At 33.7% G+C, this 19,793-nt stretch carries 2 protein-coding genes; both read left to right on the top strand.

The genetic code is table 11. From position 1 onward, the window contains the following. The first annotated feature begins 453 nt into the window (after positions 1-453). Positions 454-5,487, top strand: coding sequence for a PA14 domain-containing protein (locus tag WHD08_RS14595; protein ID WP_340832870.1), 5,034 nt, complete (start codon positions 454-456; stop codon positions 5,485-5,487). Positions 5,488-5,969: 482 nt separating this feature from the next. Beyond that, positions 5,970-19,358, top strand: a complete 13,389-nt coding sequence (locus WHD08_RS14590; RefSeq protein ID WP_208890320.1) for a T9SS type A sorting domain-containing protein — start codon at positions 5,970-5,972, stop codon at positions 19,356-19,358. Positions 19,359-19,793: the final 435 nt, after the last annotated feature.

Here is a 19,793-nt window from a genome sequence, read left to right as displayed (position 1 = left end):
ATTAAGGTAGATTAAATTAAAAACGAGTAACAGAAATAAATTTCTGTTACTCGTTTTTTTTTATCAAAAAATAATATAAAAAAACGTGTATAAAAAAAGTTGCTTTACTTTTATATACACGTTAAATTAAATAGTCATAGTTTCTAACAAACCTAAATAAAACTACTATTTTAAAGCATTTATGCAGTTTTACTTAAAATAAATCAATAAATTTTCTTCTTTTAAAATAAAAATAATGAATGGTTATTTATATCAATTTCATAAAAAAAATAAGAATCATTATCTAATTCATAAAAAAAAATAATTATCTAAGAAAAACACAAGAATACTAAAACCAAAAAAACGGATATTACGTATACATTTAAAATAATATAGAGTATTATCTTAGAGGTCAAAGCCTAATAACACTTCAATTGATTAATAATCCACTACTTTTGCAATAAATTTTCTTTCATGATTAACCCCCTTAATAAAACGAAAAAATTTCGTTTAAAAAAATCACAGTTTTTATATGTGTTATTTCTATTTACAATAAATAGTTACTCACAAACTCTAATTACTACTTCTATAGGAAAATCAACAAATAAAACGAATACCACTGATACAGTAGATACAGATAATGATGGTATTATTGACTCTATAGATATTGATGATGATAACGATGGAATTTTAGATGTTAACGAAACAGATAACAATTGTGCTGCTTCTAGAAATAATCGTTTAAACTATGAGTTTTATGATAGTGTACCTACCGGTTCTACAGTAGATAACATACCTACAACAGGTGCAAAAGGTACGGGTACCGTTACAGATTTTGATGTAGATGCTCTTTATGCTATAGAAACACCAGGAGATGGTGATACCTTTAGTATACGATATACAGGTTTTATAACTATTGAAACCTCAGAAACGTATACTTTTTACACCAACTCAGATGATGGTTCTAAACTATTTATAGATAATAATCAAATTGTAAGTAATGACGGAAACCATGGCCCTACAGAAAAAAGTGGAAGTATCGCTTTATTACCGGGTTTACACGACATTACAGTACTATTTTTTGAAAACGGTGGAGGCGAATCTCTAACTGTTCAATACTCAAGCAGCAGCATTACCAAAAGTGCTATTCCTTTTTCTAAATTATCGTCAAGTAAAATTTGTGATAATGATACTGATGGAGATGGCATCACTAATTCGTTAGATTTAGATTCAGATAACGATGGTATCCCAGATAATATTGAAGCACAAACTACTAGAGGTTATATCCCTCCTACAGGAATCGATTCGGATAATGATGGTTTAGACGACGCTTATGATGCAACTCCTAATGGTAATTCAGACGGATCTGGTTCATTAGGTTTAACAACTATTAATACAGATGAAAATGCTATTTCTGGTGCAGATGTTAAACCAGATTATTTAGACTTAGATGCTGATGGTGATGGTTTATTTGACATTGTTGAATCCGGAAGCAATTTATCGAACGATGGTGCTGGTAAAGTAACAGGGACTGTTGGTACAAACGGACTTGCAGATGCTATTGAGACAGATGGTACAGATAATTTATATACAGATGTAAACGGAAAGTATGATGACACACAAACGGATAACTTTACAGATACCGATGGAGATGCCAACTCCGCTATTGGTGATGTAGATTACAGAGATATCAATGTAAATATAGATACAGATAATGATGGCATACCAGATTCTATTGATGCAGATAGCGATAATGATGGTATTATAGACAGTGTAGAAGATGGAAACTGTGATCTTTCTGAAAAAGTAGAAATTATTGTAATTTCTAGCGAAGACTTTGGTACAGGAACTACTAGAACTACAAATAACAATGTAGAAAATCATTCATATACTAGTTCTGGTGCCATACCAGATGGTTCTTATGCCGTAGTTTCATCACTCACTTCAGGATTATCAGACTACAATCGTACAGACAAAAATGGAGATATAGATTCAAATATAGATCAATTTACAGGTCCAGCAGGTGGTTCTACAAACAGTAGATATTTAGCTATAAACATGATTAATCAAGCTAATACAGAGTTTTATCGTCAGTCTTTAACCAATTTAATTATTGGAGCAGATTATAGGTTTAGACTAGATTTAGCGGGTTTATGTAATGGATGTAGTGACAAGCCAATTTTTAGATTGGAAGTACAAGATGATTCTGGAGCAACAACACAAACAATATCATCACCAGCGGCAGGAGAACCTAATGATGATATTTGGAGAAGAGTATCATTAAACTTTACAGCAACAAAAACTACTTTAGATATTGTAATTTTTAACGACCAACCTAATGGTTCTGCAGGGAATGATGTTGGGGTAGATAATATTGTTTTTGCTACTTTAGAATGTCCAGCAAGTTTTAATGATCAAGATGGAGATGGTATCCCTAATTCTTTAGATTTAGATTCTGATAATGATGGTATTCCAGATGTTATAGAAGCTGGTGGTATAGACGCTGATAGAGATGGTAAAGCAGATGGAGATATAGACCCTAACAATGGAATACCAAGTTCTGCAGGTACAGGCAATACACCTACAAATACAGATGGAGATGCTGTTGCAAATTACTTAGATTTAGATGCAGATAATGACGGAATTCCAGATAATATAGAAAGCCAAACATCTAAAGGTTATATCGCTCCTAGTGGTTTTGGTGCAGGAATAACAGATGCAAACAACAATGGTATGGACGATGCTTATGAATCTGGTGCAATTATTGGAGTAAACCCAACAAATACAGACGAAAATGCAACTGTAAATGCAGATACAATACCAGATTATTTAGACTTAGATTCTGATGGCGATGGTATATTTGATGTTATAGAATCTGGAACAGGCTTGCCAAATGATGGTAACGGAATGTCTACAGGTACTTTTGGTATTAATGGTTTAAACGATCTTGCAGAAACAGGTAATACAGATTTAGGTTATACTGATGTAAATGGTATTTTTGACAACACACAAACAGATAATTTTACAGATGCTGATACAGATGCCTTAACTTTTGGAGATGTAGATTATAGAGATATTTCTGATGATGGAATTGCAATGATTACTCAAGTATATCAATATGATAATGATAGCAATACAGACAGATGGATAGAAATTACAAACATTCATGCTACTAAAAGTATTGCTGCTAATCTTATTCAAGTTCAATTATATGTAGATAAAACAGGTACACAAACCACGGTTCCAGATGCTTTCTATACATTTCCAAATATATTAGCTGCTGGTAAATCTATATTGTTAAAAAGCACTAATAATGCAATTACTAACTTTGATAACTCTGATTTAACAAGAGTTATAAATAGCGACGTATTAACCAATATTGAAGGCGCTAATGACATGGTTACTTTATCATCTACCAATGATGCTTCTTCTTACAACAACAGATATGATATCATTCAAGCAATTGCTGATAAAACATCAAAAGTAAGAATAGATGAAACATTAATATACAATAAAGACTACGATGCAAATGAATGGGTAGTATTTATAGATGATGCTATTTTACCTTATCAACCAATTGGTGATGAAACTGTTGCAGGAGATAAAAGACATCCGCAAGATCCTTTAATCTCAGAAATTGAATCTTCTAGTACAGAAGCAAACACGTTGTTAGGTTTACATAGAATTGATATTACTACTTCAACAGCTACTAACAATTTGTATACAAATGGGTATCCAGATAGATCTCGTTCTGTGGTAATTGATCAAGATTTTGAACATGAAACAAACAGATTAAGCGCTAGAAAACTTAAAATTGATGCAAGTAAAACATTAAAAGTAACAGATCAATTGTTAGTGGTTACAAATGATATTACTTTAGATGGTGATATTCGTTTAGCAGGTACATTAGCTCAATTAGTGCAAACACACACTGGTACTAGCACAATTACAAGTACAACAACTGGTGTTATGGGGAAACTTTTAGTAGATCAAAATTCAGATATACCTAGTTTATATAGATATGGGTACATGAGTTCTCCTGTTAATTCAGGAACTAACACCTACACTATAGAAGATGTATTAAAAGATGGTACAGATCCAAGTACTCCAAAAGACATAACATTTGTTGGTGGTTATGATGGTTCTTTTACTAGCACAGGTATTTCATTAGCAGATTACTGGATTTACACCTATTCTCCTCAAACTAATGGTAGAATAAACTATGTACATAAATATAAAGATGGTATAATAAATAGAGGTGATGGATTTATTTTTAAAGGACCTGGTAAAGAAGATGGACAAAATTATACTTTCTCAGGAACACCTAATGATGGTGATTTTAATACCGCATTTGAAATAGATACTGATCAAGATTACTTAATTGGTAACCCTTTCCCTTCTGCTATAAATACTAGAAAATTTATAGAAGACAATCTAGACAGTACAACAGGAACTCTTTATTTCTGGGAACACCAAGAAAGTGAATTAGGTGAAGGAGAAGGAATTGATGGACATATATTTGGTGGATACATTGGTGGATACGCAGCTATAAATTTAACTACCTCTACAGCTGCTAGTTCTTTAGCTTCTAATAACAATAATGGTACAGGTGGTACAGGTGATAGCGATGATATGACTTATAAAACACCTTCAAAATACATAGCAATAGGACAAGGTTTCTTTATACAAGGTGATGAGTCTGGTGGACCAATTAATTTTAACAACACCCAAAGAGCTTATGTTACAGAAGGTGCTGAATCTATATTTTTTAAAGCAAGTGGAAAAAGCAGTAAAACAGCAATTTCAACAAACTTATTGCCTATTATTAAATTAGGTTTTGAATATAAAAACACGGAAGAATTATTACTTCATAACCAAATAGCAATCTCTTTTCAAGAAACAAATTCTTTTGCTTTTAATAAAGGATATGACTCGGAAGTATATGAAACTGGTAAAACAGACATGTATTTTAAATTCCTTAATGACGATACAAATTATGTAATTGCTGGGGTACAAGAAATATCTAACGAGTTAGAAGTTCCTTTAGAACTAGTTGTTGATTATTCTGGACAAGTGAATGTAATGGTAGATGAAATTCAAAATGTGGATAGAGATATTTATATTACAGATAAACTGACAAATACATCTTACAATGTTAAACAAGGAAAAGCTACTTTAACTTTAGAAAAAGGAGTTTATACAGATCGCTTTGTACTTGCTTTTAAAGATGCTAGTGTACTTAGTGTAGAAGATGATATTTTAGAAGGATATACAAGTATTTATGCCGACAATGAGAATAACAATATTGTAATCTCTAAAAATCAAGATATAGAAATTAACAAAGTAGAGTTGTTTGATATTCTTGGTAAAAAAGTAAGTCTTTGGAATATTAAAGAACAAAAAAGTACGTATCAATTAGATATCAAAAAACAAATACCAACGGGTATTTATATTGTAAAAATGAGAACTAATAAAGGTGATACTAACAAAAAAATTATAATCAACTAATATAAAATATAATTATATAAACTAAAAAAAAAGCTAAACTTAAATAAGTTTAGCTTTTTTTTTAGTGATTATCACCTTCTTTAAAAACACTTCTTTTTGCACCTCTACTATTACCAAAAACTTAAGTAACTAGTAAAAAGACACTTAAAATAGCAAAAAAAATAAAATCTTAAAAAAAAGTTAAATCTATCACAAAAAAAAAACTATCTTTATAAAAAAAGCTACACTATATAATCTAAGAAAAAATCAATCCCCATGATTACCCCCAAAAAAAAGAAAACTTTTTTTAAACTTAGTAAGGTTTTATACTCATTGCAAACAGTTGTCTTTATAACATCAAGACTTCACAAGACCTATCGTCTTAAAATACCCCTCTTTTTTCATTTTAATTACAATTAATTGTTTTCTACAACAAATATTTTGTTCTAAAGAAAACGTGTAATCAGTTTTAAAAAGTTAAACCTATGTTAAAAAAATACTCCATGAAATATTATTCCAAATACTTTGTTAAAACTACAATGCTAGTTTTAACAGCACTATTTCCCTTCTCATTTAAAACATTTATTTTCAATAAAAAAATACATATCAAATTAATTATATGTACTCTTTTATTGTTTAATCTATCATTACAAGCACAAACAAACCCAAGTACATTTACTTCTGGAGATAAAGTAGATTATTATCCTGGCGGTGTTTTTTCTTCAATACTTGCAGATAATAATGATGCGAACCCAACAAATGAAGTTTCAGATTTAAAAACATCTGGAGAAGATAACACTCCTTTAATGACAACAGGAGATGTAGTTGCCTATAGAAATACAGGAACTCAAGGAGGAACAATGTATGATATTATTGCAACAATAATATCTGTCGTTCCTTATTCAGGAACAATAGATACTGCTCCTGTTGTTGCTACAACAACTTATACCACAGGTAATGTAACAGATGGCAATGGGCATTTTCCATACTTTGTTATGCCAACCGGTACAGGAAGTAAAGTTGGTTTTGCTGTAGCACCGAGTAATGTTTTTGGAGGTACTTCTGCAGAATACTCAGCTACTATAAAATTAGAATTTTTTGAAGCAGGAACATATTCTGGTAATGGTACAGGAACACCAATAGAAATATCACCAATTTTCGAAATGCTAGATATTGACTTTGACCCTAATTTAACTGGTACAGAGAAAAAAGAATTTGTAACCTTATATAAAAATGATTTTGAAAATTTATATTTTAGCAATAATACATTTTTATCTGATATAACTTCTGGAACAAATGCTGTAACAGTTATCTCTTCAGACTCAAATAATGTATCACCATTAATCACCGACGAACAATTAGCCATAAGAGTTGATACTAATGGAATTACAGACATCACTTTTACAATAGGTTCTAAATCGGGTCACGAAGGACCAGCTTTTAGAGTACAATCTATACAACCCGTTTTAATTGATGATACAGAAGTAGGAACTGCAATTTCGGGAAACCCAATTTCTGCGAATAATGATTCTGGATCTGTAAATAAAGGTTATGGAGGTACAGCTATTGCAAATGTTGTTGCAAATGATAAATTAAACAGTACAAGCACTACTATTGGTACTAGTGCAGGTCAAGTTACATTATCTCAAACAAGTTCTACGAATGCTGGTATTGTTTTAAATACTTCTACAGGTGAAATTACAGTTACAACGACTGTTCCTGCAGGCACGTATAGCGTGGTTTACGAAATATGTGAAGCAGGCGCCTCACCAGCAAATTGTGATTCTGCAACAGCTATAGTTAACGTTGTCCTTGATACTGACAACGACGGAGTACCAGATGCTACCGATGAAGATGATGACAATGATGGTATTTTAGATACAGAAGAATGTACAAGTGTATTAACTTATAACGACTCTTTTGAAATTCCGGATTTACAAGCAGAAACGCCAGACTTAGTAAGTAAAATAGATGGTGATGGAGATACTGAAATAGATTTTTTAATAAATCAAACTAGTGTTGAAGGGTGGGTAACCACAGATACAAATACTTTTGATATTGCTTTTGATGCTTTTAATGCTTCTGATGGAGACCAAAGTATCGATTTGTACGGAACACCTTCGGCAACCGGTATTCAAAAAACATTTTCTGGGTTTACAGAAGGAATCCCTGTTGCTTTTTCTTTAGATTATAGTTCTGTTGCTGGTCTTTTTGAAGCAACAATTTCTGTAGATTATGGTGATGGTCCAATTTTTATTACAACTTTACAACCCAATAATATTGCTACATCAGATAGCCCCAATACAGCTGGATCTAGAATTGCTTCTATTGTTTGGGCTAGTTATACCGCAAATTTATTACCAACATCAACGGGAGATATTAAAATTATCATTCAATCTACAAGTTTAGGTTCTGGTCAATCAGGAGTTTTAATAGATAACGTAACTTTATCACAACCAACTTGCCCAGATACAGATGGAGATAGTATACCAAATCATTTAGATTCAGATAGTGATAATGATGGTTGTTCTGATGCTGATGAAGCATATTTTGTTCTTGGGTCTAACCCAGATGCAGACACAGATAATAATGGATATTATGGTACAGGTGTACCAATAGTAAATATGACTACTGGTAGAATAGATGGTCTTACTTATACTACTACACCAAATGCATATTATTTAGATGCAGCCGTTAACACTTGTAATGATAGTGATAATGATGGTGTACCAGATGCTCTTGACTTAGATAGTGATAACGATGGTATTTTAGATTCTGTAGAAATAAACCTTAACTGTCCATCTACAGATTATATAGATTTAGGCACTACATTTACAAATACAACTACAGGTACAAATGGAGGAAATTCTTCCGGTACTACATCTAATCTTTACACATTTGAAGGGGTAGAAGCTTCCTTTAGTTTTGAAACAACAAACTCAGCAACTTGGGCCAGTGGAGTTGCTAGTGCAGGTCCAACAAACGGTATAGACGGAAACTACATCAACGTACAACCAATTAATACTAAATTCCCTTTAGGTTCTTACTATCCAGCAGATGCAGCAAACATAGATGTAGCTGTTTACAAATTAACATTTACAAAACCTGTTCACAACTTAGAGTTTAAATGGGGAGGATTAGACAATGACGACAGAGTAGACTTTACAGCGAATTTAAATGGAACAAATGTTCCTTTAACAATCACTAACAACACATTACCAAGTAATAGTTATACAATTTCAGGTCAATCTGTTACTAGTACTAATGCCGGATCTAATGCACCTAATAACAGTGTTATTGTTTCTTTAACAGGTCCAGTGACAGAAATTATTTTCGTTGCCGGTAAAAATAATTTAATTAATACTGCTTCTAATGTAACAATGCAGTTATTTGAATTAAAATACTGCCTAGCCACAGACACAGATAATGACGGAATACCTAACTATTTAGATTTAGATTCTGATGGTGATGGTATATCAGATGTTATTGAAGCTGGTGGTACAGATACTGATGGAGATAGTATGGCAGATGGTGGTGCAGGTATTACACCAACAACCAGCGGTATACCTAGTAGTGCAGGTACAGGACAAACTCCAACAAGTACAGATACGGATGGGATTCCTAATTATTTAGATTTAGATTCTGACAATGATGGTATTTACGATATTTTAGAAGCTGGTGGAACAGATGATAATGTAGATGGTATTGTAGATAATACAAGTGACTCTGACAATGATGGTTTAGCAGATATTTATGATGGTAGTTGTGTGTCTACAAATAGTGGAGCGGCCGTACTAAACGCTGTAGCAACAAGCACTTCTGCAGGGTCTTTTACAACTCCAAATAACGCAACAGGATCTACAGGTACTACAGATACAGCTGCAGCAACTTCACTTTTTGCAGGTACTTCTAAATTAGTACTAGACATGGGTGCATTGGTTGACGCTGGTTCTACTATAAGAGTTTACATGGCACATGCTACTGGCGGAACTCAAGGAGGACAAATACATCAAACAGATGCTAGTGGTAATACAATAGGAAGTATAATAGATAGCTATAATATCAGCGGTTCTACAATAACAACTGTTACAGCAACAACCAATACAGCTACACAATATATTCAGATTTCAACCTATTACAACAATGTAGAAATCTATGGAATAGAAATAGATTACAATATACCTCCAGACTGTTCTGGCACTGCATTAGTACCACCAGAAACAACATCTGGTACACCAGATTATTTAAACACAGACTCAGATGGAGATTTATGTACAGATGCAAAAGAAGCAGGTTTTACAGATGCTAATAACGATGGTTTAGTAGACGGAACTGGTGGTTTTACTGCTACAGGTAAAGTTATAGGAAGCGATGGTTATGCAGGTACATCTGCTTCTGTAACAGATAGCACAAATAATTTTGCTTGTTTAGATAGCGATTTAGACGGCGTTTTAGACATAAATGACTTAGATGATGATAATGATGGTATTTTAGACTCAGTAGAGTTAAGTACCTGTGCAATTACAAAAGTAGAATGGTACCACAATTCGCCCGAAACACCAAATGCAGGAACTGTTAATACTTTTGTTGGAGATTCAGATTACGCTACTTATGAAGACCAAGCCTTAATTAGTAGTCCAAACTTTACTTCTGCACCAAATATTTCTTTTAACGAATTAGAACAAACTGGTTTTGTAAACAATAAATTTACCTACATAATTAGTAACGCAACAGAAGCTACTTTTACTGCTGCCAAAGCTGCAAATAAATATGTACAAGTATCATATACACCTGCAGTAGATCTTATAGCTTCAGAAATAAAATTGGGTTGGTCTACTGGAGCAGCTACCGCTAATGATGATACATTTGGTAATTTTGACATGGCTGTAGAAATGGATACAAATCCAAGTTTTGAAAGTCCAACTGTTAAAGATCAAGATTTTCATATAGGAGAAATGATAATCGATGGTTATTTGCAATATGAAATACCAACTACTGATTATCTAGTTGCTGGCACAACTTATTATTTTAGAATTTATATATACAACAACCAAAACGGAACTGGTTTTACAAGATTTGATGATATCTCTTTTGAACATCGATTAATTTGTGATGCAGATGCAGACGGAATTCCAAATCATTTAGACTTAGATTCAGATAATGATGGTATAACAGATGTTATAGAAGCTGGTGGTACAGATGCAAACCAAGACGGTAAAGCAGATGACGATGATGATAATGTAAGCAATACTGCTTCTAATGGTATACCTACTTCTGCTGGTGCTGGTTTAACACCAACAACTACAGACTCAGACGATTTACCAGATTTCTTAGATATAGATGCAGATAACGATGGTATACCAGATAATATAGAAGCACAACCAACGAGCCCTTACATAGCGCCTAGCGGAATTGGTAGTTCAATAACAGATATCAATAAAAATGGTGTAGATGATAATTATGAAGTTGGTGGTATTGGTATAATTCCTGTAAACACAGATGTTTCTAATGATGCAATACCAGATTACCAAGATTCAGATTCAGACAATGATGGTATCCCAGATATTAACGAAAATGGCGATACAGACAACATATTAGCAGGAACAGATGCAGATAGTGATGGTTTAGATGATAACTTTGATGATTTCACAGACATACCAACAACTGGTTTTACTGTAAACAACGGTATCAATCCTCCAAGCGCTGCTAACTTAGGTGATGAAGATGGAGATTTAGGCTCTGGCGGAGAGGTAGATTATAGAGATTTTAAAGACAGTGATAATGATGGTATATCAGACGCAAATGATTTAGATGATGATAACGATGGTATTCCAGACAGTATAGAAAACAGTAGTTGTGCTATTGAAGAAAAAACAGAAGTTGTAGAAATACTTACTGAAGATTTTGGAACTGGTACAGCAAGAGAAACGAATGCATATATACTAAACCATACATACCAACCTACAGGAGATATACAAGATGGTTTTTATGCAGTAGCCTCATCTCTTACAAGTGATTTAGCCTCCTTTAATAGAACAAACTTAACTGGAGATAAAGATGCAAATGTAGACCAATATACTGGCCCTGATAACGGAAGTACAAATGGTAGGTATTTAGTTATAAATTTAAAAAACCAATTAGATATAGAGTTTTATCGTCAAACATTAAGCAACTTAATTGTAGGACAAGATTATAGGTTTAGAGTAGATTTAGCAGGTATATGTGACGGATGTGATGATGCACCAATCTTTGAACTAGAAATAGAAAACCCTTCTGGCGTAATAGTAGAACAGTTATCATCTGCATCTCTAAATGTTGCTAATGATGATGTATGGAAAAGAGTTGTATTAAATTTTACAGCTGCAACAACCTCTTTAGATATTGTAATTATTAACCACCAACCAGATGGAGCAGATGGTAATGACGTTGGGGTAGACAATATTGTTTTAGCTACATTAGAATGCCCAAATACTTTAGATTCTGATAACGACGGTATTATTAACTCTTTAGACTTAGATTCAGACAACGATGGTATTCCAGATTTAGTAGAAGCTGGTGGAGTAGATACTGATGGAAATGGACGAGTAGACGATGTTAATGCAAATGGCACGCTTATAAATGATTTAGATGGCGATGGTTTAGATGATCGTTACGATGCAGATAGTGGTGCAAGCACAAACATCATTACAAACCCAGATACAGATGGCGATGGTATAAAAGACTTCTTAGATTTAGATGCAGATAATGATGGTATTCCAGATATTGTAGAAGCTGGCGGTACAGATGCAAATGGTGATGGTAAAGCAGATGGTTTTATAGATAACGATAAAGATGGTTTTAACGACCTTGTAGATGGAGATACAAATAATGATGGTACTTCAGACAATATATTAAACGCTTTAATAACTACTGGAGATGATGCTAATAATGATGGTGTTCCAGATTCTTATCCAAATAAAGACACAGACAATGATGGTATTCCTAATCATGCAGATTTAGATGCAGACAATGATGGTATTGCAGATATTGTAGAAGCTGGTGGAACTGATGTAAATGGTGATGGTAGAGCAGATAATTTTATTGATGTAGATAAAGATGGTTTTAATGATATTGTAGACGGTGATCCTACAAATATTTTAGCAGTAGGAGTCGATACTGTAGGTGCAAATACAGGTAATGCTTTAATTGTTACTGGAACTGATGGTAATAATGATGGAAAACCAGACACGTACCCTAATGGAGATACAGATAAAGATGGTGTTCTAGATATTTACGATTTAGACGCAGATAATGATGGTATTCCAGATGTTGTAGAAGCTGGTGGTACAGATGAAAATGGTGATGGTAAAGCAGATAACTTTGTAGATGCAGATAATGATGGATTTAACGACATTGTAGATGGAGACCCTACAAATGCGTTAGCGTTTGGTATAGATACTGTTGGTGCAAATACAAGTAACGTATTAATTGCAACAGGTTTAGACGCTAATGGAGATGGTAAACCAGATTCAATCCCAACAGGCGATACTGATGGTGACGGAATAAGAGATAATTTAGATTTAGATGCAGATAACGATGGTATTCCAGATGTTATTGAAGCAGGTGGTACAGATGCAAATGGTGATGGTAGAGCCGATGATTTTATAGATACTGATAAAGATGGATTTAACGACGTTCTTGATGGTGATCCTACTAACGCCTTGCCAAATGGTACAGATACTGCTGGTGCAAACACGGTAAATGCTTTAATTCTTACAAGCCTAGATACAGACGGTGATGGAAATCCAGATTCTTATCCTACGGGAGATACAGATAATGATGGTATTCCAAACTATTTAGATTTAGATGCAGACAATGATGGTATTGCAGATGCAGTAGAAGCTGGCGGAACTGATGAAAATGGTGACGGTAGAGCTGATGATTTTGTAGATGCTGATAAAGATGGATTTAATGATGCCGTAGACGGAGACCCTACAAATGTGTTAGCAAGCGGTACAGATACTGCAGGTGCAAATACAACAGATACCTTAATACTTTCAGGAGAAGATGCAAATGGAGATGGAAACCCAGACACCTACTCTACTGGAGATACAGACAATGATGGTATTCCTAATCATTTAGATTTAGACGCAGATAATGATGGTATTGCAGATGTAGTAGAAGCTGGTGGTACAGATGTAAACGGAGACGGTAGAGCAGATAATTTTATCGATGCTGATAATGATGGTTTTAATGATGTGGTAGACGGTGATCCTACAAATGCGTTAACATTTGGTACAGATACTGCTGGTGCAAATACTAGTAATGTTTTAATTGTAACGAGTGCAGATACAGATGGCGATGGAAACCCAGACACATACCCTAACGGTGATAATGATAACGATGGTATTTTAGATCATTTAGATTTAGATGCAGACAATGACGGTATCGCAGATGTAGTAGAAGCTGGTGGAACTGATGCGAATGGCGATGGTAGAGCAGACAATTTTGTAGATGCTGACAACGATGGTTTTAATGATATTATTGATGGTGATCCTACAAATGCGTTAGCTGTTGGTACAGATACAAGTGGTGCTAATACAGATAATGTATTAATTATAACTAGTAACGATAGTGATGGTGATGGAAAACCAGAATCATATATTAATGGAGATACTGATAATGACGGTATTTTAGATATTTATGATTTAGATGCAGACAACGATGGTATTGCTGATGTTGTAGAAGCTGGCGGAACGGATGTAAACGGTGACGGTAGAGCAGACAATTTTATAGATGCAGATAACGATGGTTTTAACGATGTCATTGACGGTGATCCTACAAATGCTTTGGCAATTGGTATAGACACTGCTGGCGCAAACACCAGCAATGCTTTAATACTTACTGGGGCAGATACAGATGCTACTAAAGATGGAAAACCAAACTCTTACCCTAACGGAGATACAGACAAAGACGGTATTTTAGACCATTTAGATTTAGATGCAGATAACGATGGTATTGCAGATGTAGTAGAAGCCGGCGGAACCGATGAAAATGGTGACGGTAGAGCAGACAATTTTGTAGATACTGATAAAGATGGATTTAATGATATAGTAGATGGTGATCCTACAAATATATTAGCAGTGGGTACTGATACTGCAGGCACAAATACTTCTGATGCTTTAATTGTAACAGGTACAGATGCTAATGGTGATGGAAACCCTGATTCTTACCCTAACGGTGATACAGATAATGATGATATTCCAAATCACTTAGATTTAGATGCAGATAATGATGGTATTCCAGATGTAGTAGAAGCTGGTGGTACAGATGCAAATGGTGATGGTAGAGCAGATAATTTTGTAGATGCAGACAACGATGGATTTAATGATGTAGTAGATGGTGACCCTACAAATGCGTTAGCTGTTGGTACAGATACAGTAGGTACAAATACTGCAAATGCATTAATTAGTACAAGTGCAGATTCAGATGGTGATGGAAATCCTGATACATATCCTAACGGAGATACTGATAAAGATGGAATTTTAGATCATTTAGATTTAGACGCAGATAACGATGGTATTGCAGATGTAGTAGAAGTTGGCGGAACCGATGAAAATGGTGACGGTAGAGCTGATAATTTTGTAGATGCAGACAACGATGGATTTAATGATGTAGTTGATGGTGACCCTACAAATGCTTTGGCAATTGGTATAGACACTGCTGGCGCAAATACTAGCAATGCTTTAATACTTACTGGGGCAGATACAGATGCTACTAAAGATGGAAAACCAAACTCTTATCCTTACGGAGATACAGACAAAGACGGTATTTTAGATCACTTAGATTTAGATGCAGACAATGATGGAATTCCAGATGTAGTAGAAGCTGGCGGAACAGATGAAAATGGTGACGGTAGAGCAGACAATTTTGTAGATGCAGACAACGATGGATTTAATGATGTAGTAGATGGTGACCCTACAAATGTATTAGCAGTGGGTACTGATACTTCAGGAACAAACACATCTGATGCTTTAATTGTAACAGGTACAGATGCTAATGGTGACGGAAATCCTGACACTTATCCAAATGGTGATACAGATAAAGATGGTATACCAAATCATTTAGATTTAGACGCAGATAATGATGGTATTGCTGATGTTGTAGAAGCTGGTGGTACAGATGCAAATGGTGATGGTAGAGCTGATGATTTTGTAGATGCAGATAACGATGGTTTCAATGATATTGTTGATGGTGATCCTACAAATATTTTAACTGTTGGTACAGATACAAATGGAGCAAACACTTCTGACGCTTTAATACTTACAGGAACTGATGCAAACGGAGACGGGAATCCTGATACATATCCTAACGGTGATACAGACGCAGATGGTATTTTAGATCATCTAGATTTAGATGCAGATAATGATGGTATTGCTGATGTAGTAGAAGCTGGCGGAACCGATGCAAATGGTGATGGTAGAGCAGACAATTTTATAGATGCAGACAACGATGGATTTAATGATGTAGTTGATGGTGATCCTACAAATGCACTAGTTGTTGGTACAGATACAGTTGGTACAAATACTACTAATACTTTAATTATAACTAGTAACGATAGTGATGGTAATGGAAAACCAGAATCATATATTAATGGAGATACGGACAAAGATGGTATTCTAAATCATTTAGATTTAGACGCAGATAATGATGGTATTGCAGACGTTATAGAAGCTGGTGGTACAGACACCGACAGAGACGGTAAAGCAGATGGAATATTAGATGTAGACAATGATGGTTTTAACGATTTAGTAGACGGAGACCCTACAAATTCTTTAGTGAAAGGTACAGATAGTGCTGGCACAAATACAGCCAATGCTTTAATTGTAACGAGTGCTGACGATAATAATGACGGAAGACCAACTTCTTATTTAAAAGGAGATGCTGATACTGATGGCAAACCAAACTTTTTAGACATCGATGCAGATGATGATGGTATTCCTGATAATATTGAGGGGCAACCTTCTGTTGGTTATATTTCTCCAAGTGAAGTTGTAACCGGAACTATAGGAATAATAGATACTAACAATAATGGTGTAGATGACAAATATGAAGTAGGCGGTATTGGTTTTATTCCAGAAAACACAGACGGAACAGATAACCCAGATTATTTAGATTCAGATTCAGATAATGATGGTGTTTTAGATATTAAAGAAAATGGAGATACTAATCATCTTTTAATGGATCTAAATGGATTAGTAGATACAGATGGAGATGGTTTAAATAATACTTTTGATGATAACACCACCAACACTAATGGAGCTACCGTAAATGATGGTGTGGGATCTAACGACAAAATTATTGATGAAGCCTCTTTAGAAGATGCTTTTGGTGATACCGACAATGACTTTAACCCTGGTGCAGGAGATCTTGATTATAGAGATATCCCAGACCCAGCAGATGTTATGATTACACAAGTATATCAATTCGGTGATGAAAAATGGATAGAAATCACCAATATTGGGGAAATAGATATTCCCGCAAACACCATTAAAATTCAATTGTACAAGGATAAAACGATTGCACAAATGATTGCTGCTCCTCTTACAGAACCAACCGTATCTTCAATTACAGTAGGTACCATATTACTTAAAGGTAAATCTGTCTTATTTAAAAACACTACAAATTCTATTGTCCCTGATGAAACTAATTCGGGAGTAACAACTGTAACAAGTGCAGCAGTAGACTTGCTAACAGACTTAAGTCGTGATGAAACAGATCAAACTACACTTAATAGTTCTAATGACATCATTACACTTTCAACGGGTATTGGAGCTTATTCATGGAATAATAGATATGATATTGCTTCTAATATTGGTAATAAAACTTCTGTTGTAAGAATTGATGAAAGGTTAACAACTAACAAAGATTATGATGTAACTGAATGGGTAGTATTTATTGATGACGCAATAACTCCTTACCAACCAGTTGGTACTGAAGCAGCTGATATAGCTGACATTGTAAGACATCCTCAAGATCCATTAATATCAGAAATAACATCTTCTAGTATAGAAGCAAACACACTATTAGGTTTACATAGAATAGATATTACTACTTCTAATTCTAGCAGTAACACATGGACTAATGGTTTTCCAGATAGATCTCGTTCTGTAGTAATTGATCAAGATTTTGAGCACACTACAAATAGATTAAGCGCTAGAAAACTTAAAGTAGATACTGGAGTAAAATTAGCAGTAACAGATCAATTATTAGTTGTTACTAATAATATAACTTTAGACGGTAATATTCGTTTAGTAGGTACTTCTCAATTAGTACAAACGCATACAACAATACCTCAAATATCTGGTACTGGAAAACTATTAGTAGATCAAAATTCAGAGACACCTAGCTTATATAGATACGGGTATATGAGTTCGCCCGTTAATTCATCAGGCTTCATTTACCTAATAAAAGATGTATTAAAAGATGGTACTACTCCATTAGATGCTACATCTACAGTTGGTACTCAAGTAGCTAAAAATATTAATTTTATTAGTGGGTATGACGGAGATACTACAGATCCTATTTCTCTTGCAGATTACTGGATATATACCTACTCTCCAGAGTCTAATGGTAGATCTAATTGGACACATAAGAATGAAGATAAACCAATAGATCGTGGAGATGGTTATATTTTTAAAGGACCAGGTGAAGTATTACAAAACTATACATTTGTTGGTACACCTAATGATGGTGAATTTTATACCGTAGTTGGAATAGGTGCTAATGAAGATTATTTAATTGGTAACCCTTTCCCTTCTGCTATGAATGCAAGAAAGTTTATGGAAGACAATGATGGTTCTATCAAACAAACATTATATTTCTGGGAGCACCACGAAAGTGCCATTGGTGAAGGAAACGGAATAGATGGGCATATATTTGGTGGGTATATTGGTGGATATGCAACACTAAACTTATCAACAGGAACTGCTGCTAGCGCTATCGCAGAGAATAGCAGTAATGGTACTTCTGGATTAGGTGGAGGTACTTATAAAGAACCAGAACCATATATTGCAATAGCACAGGGTTTCTTTGTTGAAGGAAATGGAACTGGTGGAGTTATAAAATTCGATAATAGTCAAAGAGCATATGTAACTGAAGGTACTGAATCTATTTTCTTTAAAGGAAGTGCTAAAAGCAGTAAAGCTAAAACAGGTTTATTACCAATTATTAAATTAGGTTTTGAGTTTAAAAACACAGAAGACTTATTACTACATAATCAAATAGCAATTTCTTTTCAAGAAACAAACTCGTTCGATTACGATAAAGGTTATGATTCTGAAATTTATGAAGTTGGTAAAACAGATTTCTATTGGAAATTTCCGGAGGATGAGACAAAATATGTAATTGCTGGAGTTCAAGAAATATCTAACGAGTTAGAAGTTCCTTTAGAAATAATCATGGATTATTCTGGACAAGTAACTTTAATGGTAGATGAAATTATAAATATTGATAACGGTATTTATATTACAGATAAACTTACAGGCACTTCTTATAATGTTAAACAAGGTAGAACTACTTTAACTTTAGAAAAAGGACTATATACAGGTCGTTTTGTACTTGCTTTTAAAGAAACTAGTGCACTTAGTGTAGAAGACGATATTTTAGCAGGATATACAAGTATTTACGCAGACAATGAAAATCATAATATTGTAATTTCTAAAAATCAAGATATAGAGATTAACAAAGTAGAGTTGTTTGATATTCTAGGTAAAAAAGTAAGCCTTTGGAAAATTAAAGAACAAAAAAGTACGTATCAATTAGAAATCAAAAAACAAATACCAACCGGTATTTATATTGTAAAAATGAAGACTAATAAAGGTGAAATGAATAAAAAAGTAGTTATTGAATAACACTTTAGAGGTATTCTATACATAAAAGAGCAAATCTTAAATTTAAACCAGTGAAAAATATTTCACTGGTTTTTTTGTTATACAAATTCAAAGAAATAGTAAAACTTAACATTCTGAACTTATTTCAGCATTAAAATTCGCTAAAATGGAATCATCATTATCACCTATTATAAATTTAGAGTCACAAGCAACTCTGCTTTTAGATAAAATTTTTAAATAATTATATAAAAAAAACTTATTAAAAAGCACTAATTATAAAAAAAATAGCTCTCAAACAGCCCTCTATTATTAAGTGTTTCTACTTAAAATAAGGTGGTGAAATAAAAAACACCAAAAACTAAAACATAAAATACCTAAAAGAAAGTAATTAATTTTATTTAAAATAAATAATTGTGACTTATTGAATATAATGGTGTCTTATAACAGGTGCATGGT

The organism is Polaribacter sejongensis (genome assembly GCF_038024065.1).
GTDB lineage: Bacteria > Bacteroidota > Bacteroidia > Flavobacteriales > Flavobacteriaceae > Polaribacter > Polaribacter sejongensis.
The sequence above is the reverse complement of the archived record's forward strand: the minus strand, read 5'-3'. Positions and strand labels throughout refer to the sequence as shown.

Coding starts and splice junctions, on each gene's coding strand:
- WHD08_RS14595 (WP_340832870.1), top strand. CDS start 454: ATGATTAACCCCCTTAATAAAACGAAAAAATTTCGTTTAAAAAAATCA.
- WHD08_RS14590 (WP_208890320.1), top strand. CDS start 5,970: ATGAAATATTATTCCAAATACTTTGTTAAAACTACAATGCTAGTTTTA.